We start from the raw sequence: 16,478 nt of genomic DNA, 5'->3' as shown, positions 1-16,478 counted from the left end.
ACTGAAGATTCAATACATACTATGGGAATACGACGGCTAATGACACAAAGATTAATGCCTATTTTTGGAGGAGGGAATGCTTTGTATCCTGTGTTTTTTAATAGAAAAGAGCTATGTAGACTGCCTATAAATGAACTTCAAGCGATGAAGCAGATTGTCATCTTCTGGGGATTGGTTTGGGAGAATCGCTATAATGAATTGAAAGGTCACTTGAATGGTCAGACGGTATGTGTGATCGGCTTAAGCCCCAAAGAGAATTTACGGCTGAATCAACTCCTTAAGCATACAGATCTTACCCTGTCATCTAAGGAAGGTCCTGCCGATCTTACAATCTCCTTGATTGAAAAAAAAGATCCAAATCTGTTCCTTCTAGTGGAGGCTGATGGTTATCAATTTTCTTATGAAAACAAAGTTGGTCCCTATCGATCAACCAAAGATTGGATTTTTAAAATGTTTCATATGAATATTCCTACAAATAACATGAAAATCTATTGGAACCCTGATCGACTTGAAGATCTTACAGAATGGTTGACTTACCTTGTACTTCAATGGGGATCTGGAGGATCTACTCAAGATATTTCGTCAATCCCTCCAGAAACATACGAGTCGCTGCTTCGAAAAGTCCTTACACCAATTAATCCTCACCTTTCTTCATTCCAGCTTCATACTACCTGGCCGGAAAAGCCTTCTCTCGAGAGGCCAGAAACGGAGAAAAAAGCCCCTCCATTCGATCCGTTCAAATATATGAACAATTCAAATCCGACATCCAAAATGGATCCATTCAAGCAAACGAACAAAAAAAACGAAACAAAAATCATCAATCCATTTTATAGAAAATAGTACACCTTCTTCATCTTGTACGAATAAGATACACTATCATTATGATGGAGTGATGGAGTTGAACAAGAAGGATGTCATAGAATTGTATAAACAAGTGAAACGTAGAAGATCAACGAAGCAAAAGAAGAATCTTTTTGAGAAAACAGAACAAACGGGCTGCAAATCCTGCGGGAGAGTCACCTGGAAACCGAATTAATAACAATTAGAACCAACACCTCTATAGGGTATGTTGGTTTTAATTTTTGGTAACAAGATTCTAAGAACTTTTATCGATCAACAGAGGCAGACAACCATTTTTGTACGTCTATAGGCTTTGTCCTACCCAGTATTTTTCAAGTCTCATAGTATAGTAATAACCTTAGCCACGCTTTATAAGGCAGTATGTTGGAAAGGAGGATTCATGTGAGTCTGTTCGATGACAACTATTGTGGTAAGAAAAAGAAACCTTCCAAGTGTGAGGGTTGCTTATGTGATGAGCTGAAAAGGCTACAGCCAGGTACAGAGATAGAAGAAATCTTAGTTAATGGGGAAGAAATTGAAGACCTGGTCTTTCTATGTTTTGACCCGGAAACATGTTGTGCAAGATTTGTACAAGAAGACAATAACGGTAACAGTGAACTTGAAAGGGAAGAGAGTAACATCGTCCTAGTCGATTGCCGTAAAATTGACGCAATCATTTTGGACACGAACGATTAACCTCTAAGACCTCGAATAATTCCTAATAAATTAAGGCTGAGAATGATCAGCCTCTTTTTATTTCTTAAGTTTTGATAAGTAACCATTATTATATAAATAATTTTGGATTTGCTTTACACAAACACTCGCAGACATCATTGTCGTATCCACGACTATATTCGGATTCTCTGGTGGTTCATATGGGTCTGAAATCCCTGTGAAATTTTCAATCTCGCCATTTAGAGCTTTTTTGTATAACCCTTTTGGATCGCGTGCTTTAAGCGTATCCATGTTACACTTTACATAAACTTCAATGAATTCATTTTTGTTCAACAAGCTCCGGACAAATTCACGATCTTTCTTATACGGTGAAACGAACGTCGCTAAAACCACTATACCTGCATCGACGAACAGCCTTGCCACTTCTCCTACCCTACGGATATTTTCCGCACGATCTTCTGGCTTGAAGCTTAAATCACTATTCAATCCCATTCTGATGTTATCTCCATCCAATAAATACGTAGAAACAGAATTCCGATACAAGGCACGATCCAATTTATTCGCGATTGTTGATTTACCTGATCCCGAAAGACCTGTAAACCAGATGACGAAGCTCTTATGCCCTTGTAAGATTTGTCTGGCTTTTTTTGAAACATCCTGTTGATGCCAAAATAGGTTCGATCCCATCTCTATCTCCTCCTCAAGTTAATGGCCAAATGAGTGGTATGATCAGCATGGATATGACAAAACCGATCAAATTCAAAGGTATACCTGCCTTAAGAAAATCCATGAACCGGTATTGGCCAGAGCTGTAGACAAGTAAATTCGTCTGATATCCGACAGGTGTGGAAAAGCTGGCTGAAGCTGAAATGGCTATTGCAACCGCAAGCGGCTCAGGGTTCATTGACAGCTCTTGGACGAATGCCATCGCAATCGGAAACATGATGACAGCAGCTGCGTTATTCGTAATCAATTCGGTCAATAGATTCGTCAATGCATAGACAGAGACTAACAAGAGAAACGGTGTCACCTTATCCATATGACTTATTAATAAATCAGCAAGGTATTGAGCAGCACCCGTTTTGATCATCGCCTCTGCAATCCCGAATGCACCACCGATGACAAATAAAACATCCCATTTGATCGCATCCTTCGCTTGATCGAATGTGATACTCTTTATCAAAAGCAGGATTATAGCTGTGGTAATTGCAGCATGGGTAACTTCTACCAACCCCACCGTGACTGTAAAGAGCATACCACCGAATAGAAAAATCGGAATCCAATCCCTTATCCGTATCTCCTTTACAGATGTATGAGTAGACAACAAAACCAAATTCTTTGTTGACCGCTCATATCGTCCTTCACTATTCCCAGCTAAAATATAAAGCGTGTCTCCGGCCTTCAACCGGATCGATCCAACCTTATGATTCAAGCGTTGACCTTTTCGGTAGACCGCCACAACGACTCCACCATGCTCAGAACGGAAACCGATTTCTCTAATACATGATGAAATATAAGAGGAGTCCTTGGGTATGGTCGCCTCGATAAGCTGTAAATCCGAAACATGATGTGAAAATTCCATGCTCAACGGTTGAATGATGATTCCATCGAACCGTTTAATTTCTTCAGAGCAGGTTTCTTCTCCGATAAGCAAAAGATGGTCGCCGGAGTTGATTTTTTGTGTTGGTGAAACTGGGAAGATACATTCACCTTGGCGTAAAATCGCCATGACGTAGCCTTTATCCAAGTGTCTTAAACCTGCTTGCTCAATCGTCTTACCGATGTACGGAAAATCATCCGTAATGATGGCTTCCACATTGAATTGATTTTTTTGTAAATCCGTCCTATGAACGACAGTCCGTTCAGGTAACAAACGGTGACCGAAGAGACACATATAAATGAAAGCGATAATAAAGAAAGGGACCCCTATGAAACCGAGTTCAAATAAGGAAAAACCTTCTTGACCTTCCTTTTGGAGTAACGAATGCACCACGAGATTTGTTGATGTTCCTAGTAATGTACACATGCCTCCTATGATTGCCGCATAGGAAAGAGGGATTAAAAGTTTAGAAGGATAAATGTCATATTTTTCAGACCATCTCTTTACGATTGGCGTAAGCATGACGACGAGCGGTGTATTGTTCATGAAGCTTGAGAATGATCCGGTCACCACCATCATACGTCCTAAGCCACTTTGAAGTGTTTGACTATTACCAAATACGATTCTGGTTATTTTTAAAAACGCCGGATGCTGCTGGATGGTATATAAAATGATGAAAAGAGATGCAATTGTCAGGACCCCTTCATTGGTGAAACCATTGAATGCCTCGGGGATGGTCAGGATGCCACTCCAAATCAGCAGGATGACGGCACTTAATACGATGATCTCTGCACTATACCAGTTGACCATCAACAGAAGGAACATGAGACCGATCACACTGAATGTAATGATGATATCCAGGCTCATTAATCACTTTTCATCCTTTGGTCGACCATAATATTGAAGGAGTTGTTCAATGACTTCTGGCCGACTAAAGTACTTCGGTGGGACATCGCCTTTTTTTAACATGTTCCTCACCATGGTACCGGAAAGATGGATATGTGCTGTTCGATCATGAGGGCACGTTTTTGAAGACGCCATCTGCTCACAGATTCGGCAATAGAAACTGTGCTCCATACATACCGGGACAATGCCTAGTTCTTCAGGTGAGAATGCTTCAAAGATGTGCTGGGCATCGTATGTCCCGTAATAATCACCTACTCCTGCATGATCACGACCAACGATGAAATGCGTACAACCGTAATTTTTTCGAACAAGAGCATGAAACACAGCCTCCCTTGGTCCAGCATATCGCATGGAACAAGATAAAGTTCCTAAAAGAACACGGTCTTTTGGATAGTAATTCTCGATCAAAACGTTGTAACAAGCCATCCTTATGTCAGCGGGTATGTCATCCGGTTTGGTTTCTCCTACTAAAGGGTGGATGAATAATCCATCAACATGTTCTAATGCTGTTTTCTGGATATATTCATGGGCCCGATGAATCGGGTTTCGAGTTTGGAAGCCAACAATGGTCTTCCATCCTCTGTCTTCGAAAAGTTTCCTTGTTTCCACAGGCGTTCGTGCATGATCTGGAAAAAGGGTTGGTACTTCTCTGAACATCGTAATCTTTCCACCGATGTTACGAGAAGGACCTCCTAGTAACCTCGCTACACCGGGATGTTCCAAATCGGTTGTCCCATATATCCGTGTTGCTTCCTCCAATAAATCGACATCATAGATGTCTTCTACCTCCATCCAACCGTAAGCTAGGCCTTCATGCATCAAAGCCACTTCTTCACCAACTCTAATGTTTTTTGATTGCTCTTTTGAAATGGATAAGGTGATTGGAATTGTCCAAACAACGCCATTCTTCAACCGCATCCTGTTTAAAACAGAAGAATAATCATCCTTGTTCATAAAGCCTTCAAGTGGACTATAAACACCCTTTGCTATGCAGTCTAAGTCGGACAGCTGAACGGGAGTCAAATTCACTTTAGTGAGACTTTTGATAGTTTTTCCATTCAATTGTTCAATTCGATTGATTAATGTTCCTCCATGAGGATTCCCGACCATCCGCTTACCTCCTTTTCATGAATGTTTGGATTGCTCTTTCAAACAACTTGACACTTCTTGCCCATGTCCATTTGCTAGCCTCTTTCTCTCCTTCACGTGCTATTCGAATACGCAAAGCAGGATTGTTGATTAGAGTAGTTAAATGTTGAGCAAGTTTGTTCTCATATCTGTATGACATTAAGCAGTTTTCCTCATGACGGCAATAGTCCATATTCCCTCCTGAATAAACGGTGACCAAAGCTGCACCACATTTCATCGCTTCAAGTCCAGGCAATGAGGCAGTATCATAAGTAGAAGAGCTTACAAAGATATCTGTGTTGTTCAGATATTGGTTGAGTTGTTGATCATCTTGAGGAGTAAGCGAATTGAAAAGCGGATTAGCATGATATCTTCGAAGGGTATTAGAGGACCTTAGTTCACTCGGCGGGGTAATGAGATTGATCGAAACATGCGGAAATTTACGTTTAATCGCTGTGAATGTTTCAATCAAGTACTCTTGTTCTCTATGCCAGGAGTAGCCTCCTTCTGGAATTCTCAGCATTCCACTGATTCGGATGCCATTACCAGGGTTGTTTTTCCTGATATTACGGAAGGCCGCACTGACGCCCACTGGAACAATTTCTCCATGAATTCCATGGTTTAATCGGATAAGCTGCTGTTGCCAATTGGATAGAACGATCAAATTCTTGCTTTGATGGTAGCTTCGAAACGATTTTTCATGATCTGGCAGAAAAACCGGTTCATAACAAAGACTAATTCGGACGTGGGTACCTTTACCAGCATGACTCGCTTCTTCACACACTCGAACCAAGGTGTAGAAGTTGGAGACGATTACATCACTCTTTGGAATATCATTTACGGTAATCATACTGCCGCTCGTTCGTATGACTTTTACTTGAACCGGGTATTCAATTACCCCTTGAGGAGGCATCAGGAAACTGACATCATGGCCTTTACGAGCCAATCCATTTGCAAGCTCCACCAGCATCCTTTGTGCTCCTCCCTTACAAAGAGTGAGAGCAACAAATGTTATTTTCATTTACATAGCATCCTTTCAATCAACACCTTATTAGTACTTCCATCACAGGATTCTCACAGGTTTTCCAACCTTTCAAAACACTCGATGAACAGCTCATAACGATTCAAGCTCTTCAGAAATAGCCTTTCATCTTTTAATTTCTTCCTATCCTCATGGCTTAACTCTGGTTTCAAGTTTGTAAGTTTACTCTTTTGGCTTGCTAAAACACCGATTTTTCGTAACATCAGATAGAACGTTCTTCTTATCACAGGAAGTTTTGAGAGATGTTCATTCATCAATTGTTGATATTGAATGTAAATTTGATTGGTTTCATGGAGATTGTAGGGATGTGGTAAGAAAGTGAGACTGATGATCATCTGATCAACCTCTTTATACGTCTCTTGAAACCGATAATAGTTTTTCTTGGATTCATCTTTAATACTGGTCAAAACTGGGTGTTCTTGGTGGTAACTAATCAGTCGTCGATCTGTTACATAAGTGGCCCCGTTTTTGTATAACCGATAACCCATTTCACAATCGTCCCAACCGTAACCTGGGTATTCGGCAAACGGGCCTACCTGATCAATTGCTTTTTTAGAAACCGATACATGACCTGTTCCAAACAGCTGCCAAGGGATTTGATAGTTTGTCAGGCTATAACCGTAATTGTTAATAATGAGATATTTATAAAGCGTTTCAAAATGAGTAGGGAGGCTCATCCGTGTATAGTTCTGTCTGAAGATATCTCTCTTTTCAATAAGAGGGATCACCTGAGGGGAATTCGTAAAGTCTTCGAATTTTTGCGCCATTCCACGATGTCTCATCATCAATTCTCTACACTCCTCCAACTGCTTCTGTGAAAAGTCCGGAAACAATACAGAGTACAAACGTTTAAGGAACATGATCCCTGTGACAACAAGATTTGGCGTCTGTTGATGATAACTGTGGTGAATCTGAAGAAAATTGGATCTTACTAGGATTTCAGCATCCAAAAAGATGATGATGTTACCTCTTGCGGCCTTCAATCCCAGGTTTCGAGCTGCAGGTCTGCCTATATTTTTTTCACTTCTGATGTAATAGAAAGAAAATGGAAATGGATGTGATTCTAGCACCTTTTTCGTTTGATCGGTTGAGCCGTCATCGATCATGATGACTTCCACCTTAGAGAGATCGAAGCTTTGATGCTCGAGGGAGTAAAGCGTCAATAGATTCTGAGGATATTTATTGTACGTCGGTATGATGACACTGATTTCAATTGGATTTTGTTTAGCCATGAAGAATGACCTTCCTCATCGATGTGACATACAAGACCGTGAGCTTAATCGTCATCACAATCATCCCCTTTTCCGAGTTCTTCACAATGGATTAACCTGGCAAGCATTCCACGATATTTTTCTTTGATCATCGCGATTTCTTTCCACTGATGTTCGACATGTTGCTTCGATCCCATCTTTTCATGCAGGCGATAATTTATGAGAGGTTCATTTATCATATGGATGTGCGCTTTACCAGCCATTCGAATCCACATGTCATAATCCTGAGTATATTTCAAAGACTCATCGAACAATCCGATCGTCGAGAACAGATCCTTCTTTATGAGAACGGTACTCCCATTAATCGGGCAGCTTTTTGGCAGCTGCTTCAAAAAATCCAAACGATTATCCAACACGATGCCGACATTCCTTCTCGTAATTTTGCTCTGTTCATTAATATGATTAAAATTCGAATATACCAAATCTGCCCCTGTTTCCTCCATGACAGCAACTTGTTTGGACAACTTCCCTCTTAAAAAGATGTCATCCGAACTCAACCAGGCGATGAGATCTCCCCCAGCCGTATCGATCCCTTTATTTAAAGCACTTGCAGTTCCACCGTTTGGTTTTTGGATGTATTTCACTTTATCCAAATAAGGATGGATGAGGTGTTGGTTGATTGTTGAGCCATCATCCACCACAATAATTTCATAGTTCTTGTAGGTTTGTCTCAATACACTCCTGATCGCCTCTCCCACAAACATACAATTGTAAAAGGGTATGACGACACTTACCTTTGGATTTTTTTTGAACATATCTGTTTCCTCATTTCAACTTTAAATCAATAGAATGGAATTTGTATTTCTCATATTTGGGACCTTTGGTAGGAAAGCGTATCCTTTAATGATGTATGAAGGGAATAACTCGGGGTCCACCCGATTGATTGTATAGCGGTCAAGTCAGTCTTTACTGGGGACGCTGCTTTCATTTGTTTGTAGTTGACAGTGAAAGGTTGTTCAGTCAAACCCTTGTAATAGCTCATCATTTCTTTCATCGTCCTGCTCGTTCCAGATCCGATCTCAAAAAACATTTGTCGAGTCTCAGCTGTCAAGATCTTGAAATATGCATCGACTACATCCCGTATGTCGATGAAATCTCGTTGATCAAGTCCATTATCGATATGGATATCGATAGATCCACCTGAACACTCAGCAGCTGTGATCTTCCTTGCAATTATTGAGCAGATGCCATTGGAAGGACCAGGACCTATCAAGTTTGAGGGCTTCGCCACTTTTATATCCAATGAAAACAAATCCCGCCATGCTTCTGATAGTAGTACCTGCATCGTTTTACTAAGGCTATAAGGATGTGGCGGGTTTTCAATGTGAGGTTGAAACTGTAGAGCTGAACCGATAATCAAGCTTCTAGAGCTCGGAGAGTGGTTTCGGAGTGCTTCCAATAGGTTCAAAGTCCCTACGACATTGGTTGTCAGGCACGAATGAGGGGATGTCCAAGATAAGGCAGCATCATTGAATCCTGCCAGATGTAAAACATAATCAGGTTGGTATTGTTTCATTAGTTGGTTGATATGATCAAGGTCGTGGAGGTTACATGCAATAAAATGGTTAGCTATCTCTGTGTCCTGTTCGTCTAATTTCCTTCCAATACAAGTGACCTCCATACCAGAATTCATTGCATAATTGAACGCATGGCGACCAGTGTAACCGCTCCCTCCAGTGATGAGGATTCGTTTCCTAGCTGTTTTCATGCTCTCTCATCCAGTCACGCAACTCCTGAAGCATTTGATCATATGAGGCAACATGAAAGTGGATTTCATTCTTCGTATTGACTAATGTCCTGTCACATGCAACCTTGTCGTAAGGAATCAGTGTAACATCATCCTTATTGAACGTCTTTTGGATCTTCTCTAACAAGGTATATTTTGAAACGGTTTCAGGTGCAGTCAAATGATAGAGGCCGGAAAGTTCAGAATCGAGGAAAGCATGAATCGCTTTGGCCAATTCTAATGTCGTAACACCATTCCAGAATACCTTCACGTATCCGTTCACATCGCCGGTCTGCTTCATGAACCATTGAAACAAACCGATGCCATTTTTCAGCTCTGGACCAATAATCGAGGTACGAACCGTAAGATGGGGGGATGTGATGACTTCACCGTTCGCTTTGGTGATTGCATAGGTACTTGTACCATCTGGTGGATCAAACTCCGTATATTTCCCTCGATTCCCTTCGAACACACAATCTGTACTGATATGGATCAATTTACTTCCGATTCTTGACAGTTCATGAGAAAGGATATGAGGGAGTAGTGTGTTAACTCTGATGGCTTCATGAAGATTTCGTGTAGCATGATCATTCAGAATGCCTACACAATTTATGACGACATCCGGCTTAGTGGATTGGATCAAGGCTCTGACTTCATCAAATTTGGTGACATCCAGATGGATTCCTTCCTTAAGGGAACGATCGCGATGTGTAAAGCTCACATCATACCTTTTAAGTTTGATCAAATAATTGGTAACCACATGACCTGCCATCCCCCTTCCACCTAAAACCAGGATCTTCATGATAAAAACCCGCCTTTATGCAGCATCTCTTTGATTTCCTTTTTCGTCATCAAGCATTCATGTGAGCTGTAGCTATGCAAGTCGATTTTTTTGAACGTACTGTAAAACGCATCCAAGTTTTCCAGTTCGATGGTCGGCAGGATGACGAAATATTCTTCATCAAAATATACCGTCGTGTTACTCTCGTATTCTGATAAAAGGATTTCGTGCAATTTCTCACCAGGACGTATACCAGATTCAATGATTTTAACATCCTTCTTTCCAGAAGCTTCAATTAATACTTCAGCTAAATCGAGGATTTTGCATGTAGGCATCTTCATGACGAAGATCTCTCCACCTTTACTTTCGTATGTTGCCTTGAACAACAGCTTGATTGCATCTTGTAGCGTAAGGAAGAAACGGGTCATCCTCTTATCCGTAATTCCGATTTCCCCTTTCTGCTCGATTTGGCGCTTGAAGATGTGGATGACACTTCCATTTGTTCCGAGGACATTCCCTCCTCTTACACAGACAAATTTCGTCTTTTTACTCAACAGATTGGCATAGATAATCAATTTCTCTCCAATCGCTTTCGTCATTCCATAGAAATTTGACGGATTTGCCGCCTTATCTGTAGAAATATAGATAACCTTCTCAACGTTATTTTCAATCGCTGCTTCAATGACATGCTGAGTTCCAAGCACATTGGTTTTCAAAGCTTCATAGGGTTGATGCTCACAAATGGGGACATGCTTTAGAGCGGCAAGGTGGTATACATAATCGACACCTTCAGTAGCTTTGGACAGACCCTGATATTCCCTTATATCTCCAATGATGAAGGTTAGTTTCGGGTTATACTCAAACTCGTGCTGCATTTGCACCTGACTTGCCTCATTCCGGGAAAAGATCCGAATCTCCTTCGGGTCCTTTTCAAGTAATTGTTTGACAAGTTCATGGCCCCACGACCCGGTTCCTCCCGTTATTAAAATTGTCTTGTTTCGCAATGTTTAGCGACCTCCTAATATAAATTGAACCACTTTTTGTGATACAGCATTTTCAAGATAGCCAACTGGACAATCCCAGCCAGTCTTATTGTTCACCATGATTGAAACAGCATCTACAATCCGTCTACGATCGAGCCCTGACACGACGTTACTTCCGCAGTCCACTGTTTCAGGACGTTCCGTGCTGTTTCGTATCGTTACGGTTGGCACTTGGAAAATACAACATTCCTCTTGAACCGTTCCACTGTCTGTTAGAACACAAAAGGCATGCTTCTCCAGGTGGACAAAATCAAAGAATCCGAACGGCTCAAAAAAGCGGATATGAGGGTGATGCTTCAAACCGACTTGCTTCTCCAAGCGGCTCTTTGTTCTAGGGTGGATACTGCAAATGACCGGTTTATCGAATTTTTCCGCAATTGCGTTCAACCCTTCGAATATTTCTCTAAGGTGGATTGGATCATCAACATTTTCAGCACGATGTGTCGTGACAAGAAAATAGTTTCGAGGCTCGATATCCAATTTCTTTAGAATGGTACTTTGATCGATTTTGTTTTGATAGTTCAGTAAGACTTCATAGATGGGATTACCGAATAATAGAATCCGATTAGAGGGAACACCTTCACGGATGAGGTTTTCTTTACTGTTCGGCGTATAGGGGAGATTATAAGTCGAAATAGCGTCGATAACTTTTCGATTCTTTTCCTCTGGCACATTCAAATCAAAGCAACGATTTCCCGCTTCCATATGAATGACAGGGATTCCCATCCTTTCCGCCAGAATCGCACTTAATGCACTATTCGTATCTCCCAATACGAGGACTTTGTCTGGCTTTTCCTTTACCAGGATTTCTTCAATTCGCGTAAACATTGTCCCAAGCTGCTGACCTAATGATTGTTGTTCATTTTGTAAAATGTAATCGGGCATACGAAGTTCAAGCTCTTTAAAGAAGATTTCACTTAAGTTGTAAACGAAATTCTGACCGGTATGCACGATAACATGCTTTTCTGCCCATTGATCAAGCTGTTTCAGGATCAGGCTTAGTCGGATGATTTCTGGTCTCGTTCCGAGAATCGTTACTACCTTCATACAAAGCTCCTTCCCATTATGTTTAATTAATCCTTTTCCATTTATTTCTATACTATGTAGTGGACATTTGGTAGCATAGACAACCCCCTATGAAAATGGATAAAAATGAAAAAACGGCACTTGTCCAAGTGCCGTTTCACCAATCTAAATCCTTTTCATAGCCGAGATCGATGAGCAGTTGACCTGCCTTTTCTTTGAAAAGCTGCTTCAGTTCTTCATCGAATTCCTCACGCCAGCCGCCACTTTTTCCTTTACGGAACGTTGGCGATGACTCTGGCTTGATGTTCAGGGCCATTTTACCGACCATCACAGGACGTGTATACGGAACAGGTTGATCGTCCCATAAGAATTTCACCATCTTGTGGAGAACCTGATACTTCTTCACATTCGATGTTGTCAGATCTTCAAACCGCACTGTAAAAATGTTTTTCCGGTCCATCCAATCTGAGAAGCTCGTAAACCATTTATTCACATCGGGCTGTTCATATTTCGTTGAAGTGATGGGATCTCCTCCTTCAATAAGGAACTTTAGTCTGTCTCGATGGGTAAAGCCTGGCTGATTAAAAGTTGGATATAAGGGATGGATCTCGAGTTTTGGTATGAAATAGGCATAGGATACGATGACATCACGTGGATCCCTGAAGATAAAGATCTGCTTCATATTCAATTCGTTGAAGAACGCTTCCCACTCGGGAGAATAATAGAGATGCCCATTTGCAAATTCATTGTGATCAAGGGTTCTGATCCAATTCAATTGCTTAGGGGGTTGTGTGTGAAAGTGTCCAAATATCCCTTTATCCGGATGGTGCTGCATTCCCGGAATGCCCATAAGGATCTGCTTGAGTAAGTGTGTACCGCTCTTCGGAATGGAATTCATGAAAAAGGGCGGCAGACCGTTCTGGTTTGATGTGTCCAATATTTTTCTTCCTTTCTATATAATCTAGATATCAATCTATGTGGTTATACATCAATAGATTGGACAAACGTAAAATGTTTTCCAATCGTTCACCTGTGGAAGAATCTTGATTGCCTTTGTGGTGCATTCATGTTGATTAACCGGCTGATCATATCTCGATGCTTCCGTTTAACTGTATGGATTTCGATATTTATGGCTGCTTTATTTTTCTTCGATCCCATATTCCCATGAATACGGTAATATACAAGGGGTTCTGGTAGGTAGTGGAAAGTAGAATATGACGATAGCCTCAACCATAAGTCATAATCATGGGTAAAAGGGAGAGTTTCATCAAATAGACCTGCACGCTTCAGCAGGTCGATCCGAGCCATTACGGTGCATCCGTTGATGATACAACCGGACCTCATCGCCCTAAGGAAATGCCATTTGGACTTGACCCCTACCCCAACAGGTTTTCCATCTATTACATCTTGTTCATTCATCAAATAATAATTGCCGTAGCAGATTTCTGCGTTCAAATTCTGCATGAATTCAAGCTGCTTTTCGACTTTTTCAGGGTGATACAGATCATCCGAGCTAAGCCATGTGAAGTAATCACCTGATGCTGCTTCAATTCCCCTATTCAATGCGGTCGCGGTGCCGCCATTTTCTTTTCGAATATAGTTGATTTTGTTCGTATATGGTTTGACTCGGTCGATGTGCATCGTCGAACCATCATCCACGACAATGATTTCACAATTGGAATACGTTTGAGCCAGGGCACTTTCAATCGCTCTGTCAACGTATGGACAATTATAAAACGGTATAATAATTGATACTTTCGGCTTTGTAATCCCCATAATAATGTCCTTCCTTTATCGTTTCACAATTTGTTGGATATGTGCGAGCAACTCTTTTGCTCTTATTTGAGTCGTATGCTTCTGTTGGACAAGTTTCATCCCGTTTAATGCAATACGATTACGTTCACTCTCGTTTTTTAAATAAAACATTATTTTCTCGTAGAAATCCGTTTCATTCACTTCAACATATGTCTCTTTGTCTATGAACCCAAGGTCCTTCAGTTCAGCTGAACCTGAGGCAAGCAACAATGTCCTACAAGCTAGTGCTTCATAATATTTCAGGACTGGAAATTTATAAATTGAATCACAGGTTAAAAAGATTTTCGCTCGATTCATCGTTTGCGCATATCTTGGTCCGGTGACATATCTGTTGTCTGCTGGAATTCCTTTATAGCCAGGATGATCAAAATATTTGAACCCTGGATGCAGCTTTAGCTTCTGGAACATTCGTAATCGAAGCGGATATAGATGTGGAATGAGACTTCCCATCATCAAGATGTCAATGTCTTTCTCGAATGAGTAATCCCGGTAGATTTCCGCAGGTACATGATGAGGAAGCCAAATCATTTGATCGACAAATTCAGGAAACCATTTGCAGAACGCTTCACGATACTGAACGAAAAGGTGAGGAATCTGATCCTTCTGATACATCCTCTTCCTTCTAGGAATACGGTAATGAAGGTCATGAACAAGGGTCCCTTTTGGAATCTTGACCTGATCGACATTTCGCATCCATGGACAGTAATCCGGTTTCAAATCATTGAATAGGATGAAATCGGGTTTAATAGACATTTGACGAATGATATCTGGTAGATTTCCATCCACATGGTGATATGTCAAATTACTAAATTTTTCGAGCTCTTTACCAAGATAATACGTACTACGTTCAATATGATGCTGCATCGGCTTTGTAATGAACAATATTGTTAGCTTTTTCATGTCAGCACTCCAAATTAATAAGAAAGCTCCAAAAAAAATACTTGCTTTCCTTAAGTATAAGAAAGAGTGAGACTCATCCCGAGTCTCACGTCCTGTTACATAATGATTCCTGAAATGTTGTTGATCGGAACCATGATTTGACCAATTCCGCCAGATCCAGCCTGGTTGAAAATAGCATATTGAGCGTTTGCTTGAACAAGCACAACATTTGTCAGAATCATGCCATCCATACCTTCAATCATCACTTCAGAAAGAGTTTGACCCTCTAAAGCTCGTAAAAACACATACGTTGCCATTTGTTTGCTCCTTTATATAAGAAATTAAACATCTTACAAGATGCTCAATTATATATATGTTAATTAATGGTATTGAGTATGGACAAACATACCTTTCTAGTAGAAATAGACTTAAGCGGACAGGCTAACATCCATTTTTTGGTACAAGTAGGTCTTGACCCATTCACATCCACGTCCAAGTCAATATAGTATAGTAACCCTTAAATATATGCATTGTAGGGTGCATACAACTGTCCTAGAAGGAGGAAAAGAAATGAGTTTATTTGACAATGAGTGCGGCTGTAATAAGAAAAAGAGAGCTTCCAAGTGTGATGGATGTATTTGTGATCAGCTTCGAAAACTTCGTCCAGGTACGAAAGTTGACGCAATCGTCAGTGGCGAAACGGAAGATACGGATAACCTGATCTTCTCATGTCTCGATGAAGAAACTTGCTGTGCTACTTTTATTCAAGATTATGGGAACAGAGATGTTGTTATCCTTGACTGTCGCCAGATCCAAGGTATTCGTATTCACGACTAATCTAGTCGTTGAACGGCTGTCTGACACTTTCTTAAAAGTGTCAGCTTTTTTTTATGCACAAAAAAAAGACCCTATTGATAATAGGGTCTTCTCAATTCACTATATTTATCTCCCAAGAAGATGGAATCCACTGTCAATATGGAGGATTTCTCCTGTCAAACCTCTTGACAGGTCGCTCATCAGGAATAACGCGGTATCCCCGACTTCTTCGGTTGTAGTCGTACGGCGTAATGGTGCTCGTTCTTCAATATCTTTCAAAATGCTGTTGAAATCACCAACACCTTTGGCTGCGAGTGTACGGATCGGTCCAGCTGAAATCGCATTTACACGGATTCCGTCCTTCCCGAGATCATTTGCGAGATACTTCACACTCGCATCAAGCGAGGCTTTCGCAACACCCATCACATTGTAATTGTTGACGACGCGCTCTCCTCCAAGGTAAGTCATCGTTACGATACTGCCACCTTCTGTCATGAGTTCCCGCGCTTCCTTTGCAACTGCCGTCAAGGAATAAGAGCTGATGTTATGTGCCAACAGGAAACCTTCACGAGTCGTATTGAGATACTCGCCTTTCAGTTCTTCCACTTTCGCAAACGCGATACAGTGCGCGACACCATGGATGACACCCACTTCTTCCTTAATACGTGTGAACGCATCCTTGATTTGTTCATCATCTGTGACATCACACGGAATAACAAGAGAATCATTTCGATCTAATGATTCAGCAAGATCCCTAACGTTCTTTTCAAAACGATCTCCTGCATACGTAAAGACCAAACGAGCACCAGCTTCGCTCAACGAACGTGCGATACCCCAAGCGATACTTCTTTTATTCGCCACTCCCATGATGACATATGTACGGTTTTCTAATGAAAGACCCATCATTCGACCTCCTAGAAAATTTTTATT

General features: G+C 41.0%; 18 protein-coding genes. 3 read left to right on the top strand and 15 right to left on the bottom strand.

Features of this window, described 5'->3' with window-relative positions; genetic code table 11:
- Positions 1-81 precede the first annotated feature (81 nt).
- The gene (locus tag V1497_RS07210) at positions 82-840 is read left to right on the top strand and encodes a hypothetical protein (protein WP_349410303.1); all 759 of its coding nucleotides are present in this window, start codon (positions 82-84) and stop codon (positions 838-840) included.
- 402 nt (positions 841-1,242) lie between these two features.
- Positions 1,243-1,536 carry a hydrolase gene (locus tag V1497_RS07205; RefSeq protein ID WP_349410302.1) on the top strand — a complete coding sequence of 98 codons (294 nt, stop codon included), beginning with the start codon at positions 1,243-1,245 and terminating at the stop codon, positions 1,534-1,536.
- A gap of 57 nt (positions 1,537-1,593) precedes the next feature.
- On the opposite strand, the gene cysC is transcribed toward V1497_RS07205, so the two are convergent.
- From cysC to V1497_RS07135, 14 genes are all read right to left on the bottom strand, one after another.
- Positions 1,594-2,208, bottom strand: a complete 615-nt coding sequence (gene cysC / locus V1497_RS07200) for an adenylyl-sulfate kinase (protein WP_414703634.1) — start codon at positions 2,206-2,208, stop codon at positions 1,594-1,596.
- A 7-nt stretch (positions 2,209-2,215) separates the two neighbouring features.
- Positions 2,216-3,982 (bottom strand): SLC13 family permease, encoded by a 1,767-nt coding sequence (locus tag V1497_RS07195; RefSeq protein WP_349410300.1) that lies wholly within the window; start codon positions 3,980-3,982, stop codon positions 2,216-2,218.
- Between the two features lie 3 nt (positions 3,983-3,985).
- Positions 3,986-5,131 carry a sulfate adenylyltransferase gene (gene sat, locus V1497_RS07190; protein WP_349410299.1) on the bottom strand — a complete coding sequence of 382 codons (1,146 nt, stop codon included), beginning with the start codon at positions 5,129-5,131 and terminating at the stop codon, positions 3,986-3,988.
- Between the two features lie 4 nt (positions 5,132-5,135).
- On the bottom strand, positions 5,136-6,170 hold the full coding sequence (locus V1497_RS07185) for a glycosyltransferase family 4 protein (protein ID WP_349410298.1): 1,035 nt from the start codon (positions 6,168-6,170) through the stop codon (positions 5,136-5,138).
- 53 nt (positions 6,171-6,223) lie between these two features.
- Positions 6,224-7,423 (bottom strand): glycosyltransferase family A protein, encoded by a 1,200-nt coding sequence (locus V1497_RS07180; protein WP_349410297.1) that lies wholly within the window; start codon positions 7,421-7,423, stop codon positions 6,224-6,226.
- A gap of 44 nt (positions 7,424-7,467) precedes the next feature.
- A complete protein-coding gene (locus V1497_RS07175; protein WP_349410296.1) occupies positions 7,468-8,217 on the bottom strand; it encodes a glycosyltransferase in 750 nt (249 codons plus the stop codon).
- Positions 8,218-8,267: 50 nt separating this feature from the next.
- Positions 8,268-9,170, bottom strand: coding sequence for an NAD(P)-dependent oxidoreductase (locus V1497_RS07170; RefSeq protein WP_349410295.1), 903 nt, complete (start codon positions 9,168-9,170; stop codon positions 8,268-8,270).
- Positions 9,157-9,960 (bottom strand): SDR family oxidoreductase, encoded by an 804-nt coding sequence (locus tag V1497_RS07165; RefSeq protein ID WP_349410294.1) that lies wholly within the window; start codon positions 9,958-9,960, stop codon positions 9,157-9,159. Before V1497_RS07165 ends, V1497_RS07170 begins: the two co-directional genes overlap by 14 nt.
- Before the next feature lie 26 nt (positions 9,961-9,986).
- The gene (locus tag V1497_RS07160; RefSeq protein ID WP_349410293.1) at positions 9,987-10,973 is read right to left on the bottom strand and encodes a UDP-N-acetylglucosamine 4,6-dehydratase family protein; all 987 of its coding nucleotides are present in this window, start codon (positions 10,971-10,973) and stop codon (positions 9,987-9,989) included.
- Between the two features lie 3 nt (positions 10,974-10,976).
- Positions 10,977-12,059, bottom strand: a complete 1,083-nt coding sequence (wecB, locus tag V1497_RS07155) for a non-hydrolyzing UDP-N-acetylglucosamine 2-epimerase (protein WP_349410292.1) — start codon at positions 12,057-12,059, stop codon at positions 10,977-10,979.
- A 136-nt stretch (positions 12,060-12,195) separates the two neighbouring features.
- The gene (locus tag V1497_RS07150) at positions 12,196-12,975 is read right to left on the bottom strand and encodes a sulfotransferase domain-containing protein (protein WP_349410291.1); all 780 of its coding nucleotides are present in this window, start codon (positions 12,973-12,975) and stop codon (positions 12,196-12,198) included.
- Between the two features lie 89 nt (positions 12,976-13,064).
- The gene (locus V1497_RS07145; protein WP_349410290.1) at positions 13,065-13,814 is read right to left on the bottom strand and encodes a glycosyltransferase; all 750 of its coding nucleotides are present in this window, start codon (positions 13,812-13,814) and stop codon (positions 13,065-13,067) included.
- A 15-nt stretch (positions 13,815-13,829) separates the two neighbouring features.
- On the bottom strand, positions 13,830-14,753 hold the full coding sequence (locus tag V1497_RS07140; protein WP_349410289.1) for a glycosyltransferase family protein: 924 nt from the start codon (positions 14,751-14,753) through the stop codon (positions 13,830-13,832).
- 95 nt (positions 14,754-14,848) lie between these two features.
- Positions 14,849-15,049 carry a hypothetical protein gene (locus V1497_RS07135; RefSeq protein ID WP_349410288.1) on the bottom strand — a complete coding sequence of 67 codons (201 nt, stop codon included), beginning with the start codon at positions 15,047-15,049 and terminating at the stop codon, positions 14,849-14,851.
- A gap of 253 nt (positions 15,050-15,302) precedes the next feature.
- Between V1497_RS07135 and V1497_RS07130 the strand changes: the two genes are divergently transcribed.
- Positions 15,303-15,569: a penicillin-binding protein gene (locus V1497_RS07130; protein WP_349410287.1), complete on the top strand. Its 267-nt coding sequence runs from the start codon at positions 15,303-15,305 to the stop codon at positions 15,567-15,569.
- 105 nt (positions 15,570-15,674) lie between these two features.
- Here V1497_RS07130 and fabI read toward each other — a convergent pair whose 3' ends face one another.
- Complete coding sequence (gene fabI / locus V1497_RS07125; RefSeq protein ID WP_349410761.1) at positions 15,675-16,451, bottom strand: enoyl-ACP reductase FabI; 777 nt, start codon at positions 16,449-16,451, stop codon at positions 15,675-15,677.
- Positions 16,452-16,478: the final 27 nt, after the last annotated feature.

The organism is Pseudalkalibacillus sp. SCS-8, from assembly GCF_040126055.1.
Classification (GTDB): domain Bacteria; phylum Bacillota; class Bacilli; order Bacillales; family Fictibacillaceae; genus Pseudalkalibacillus; species Pseudalkalibacillus nanhaiensis.
This window is presented reverse-complemented; position numbering and strand designations above follow the sequence as displayed.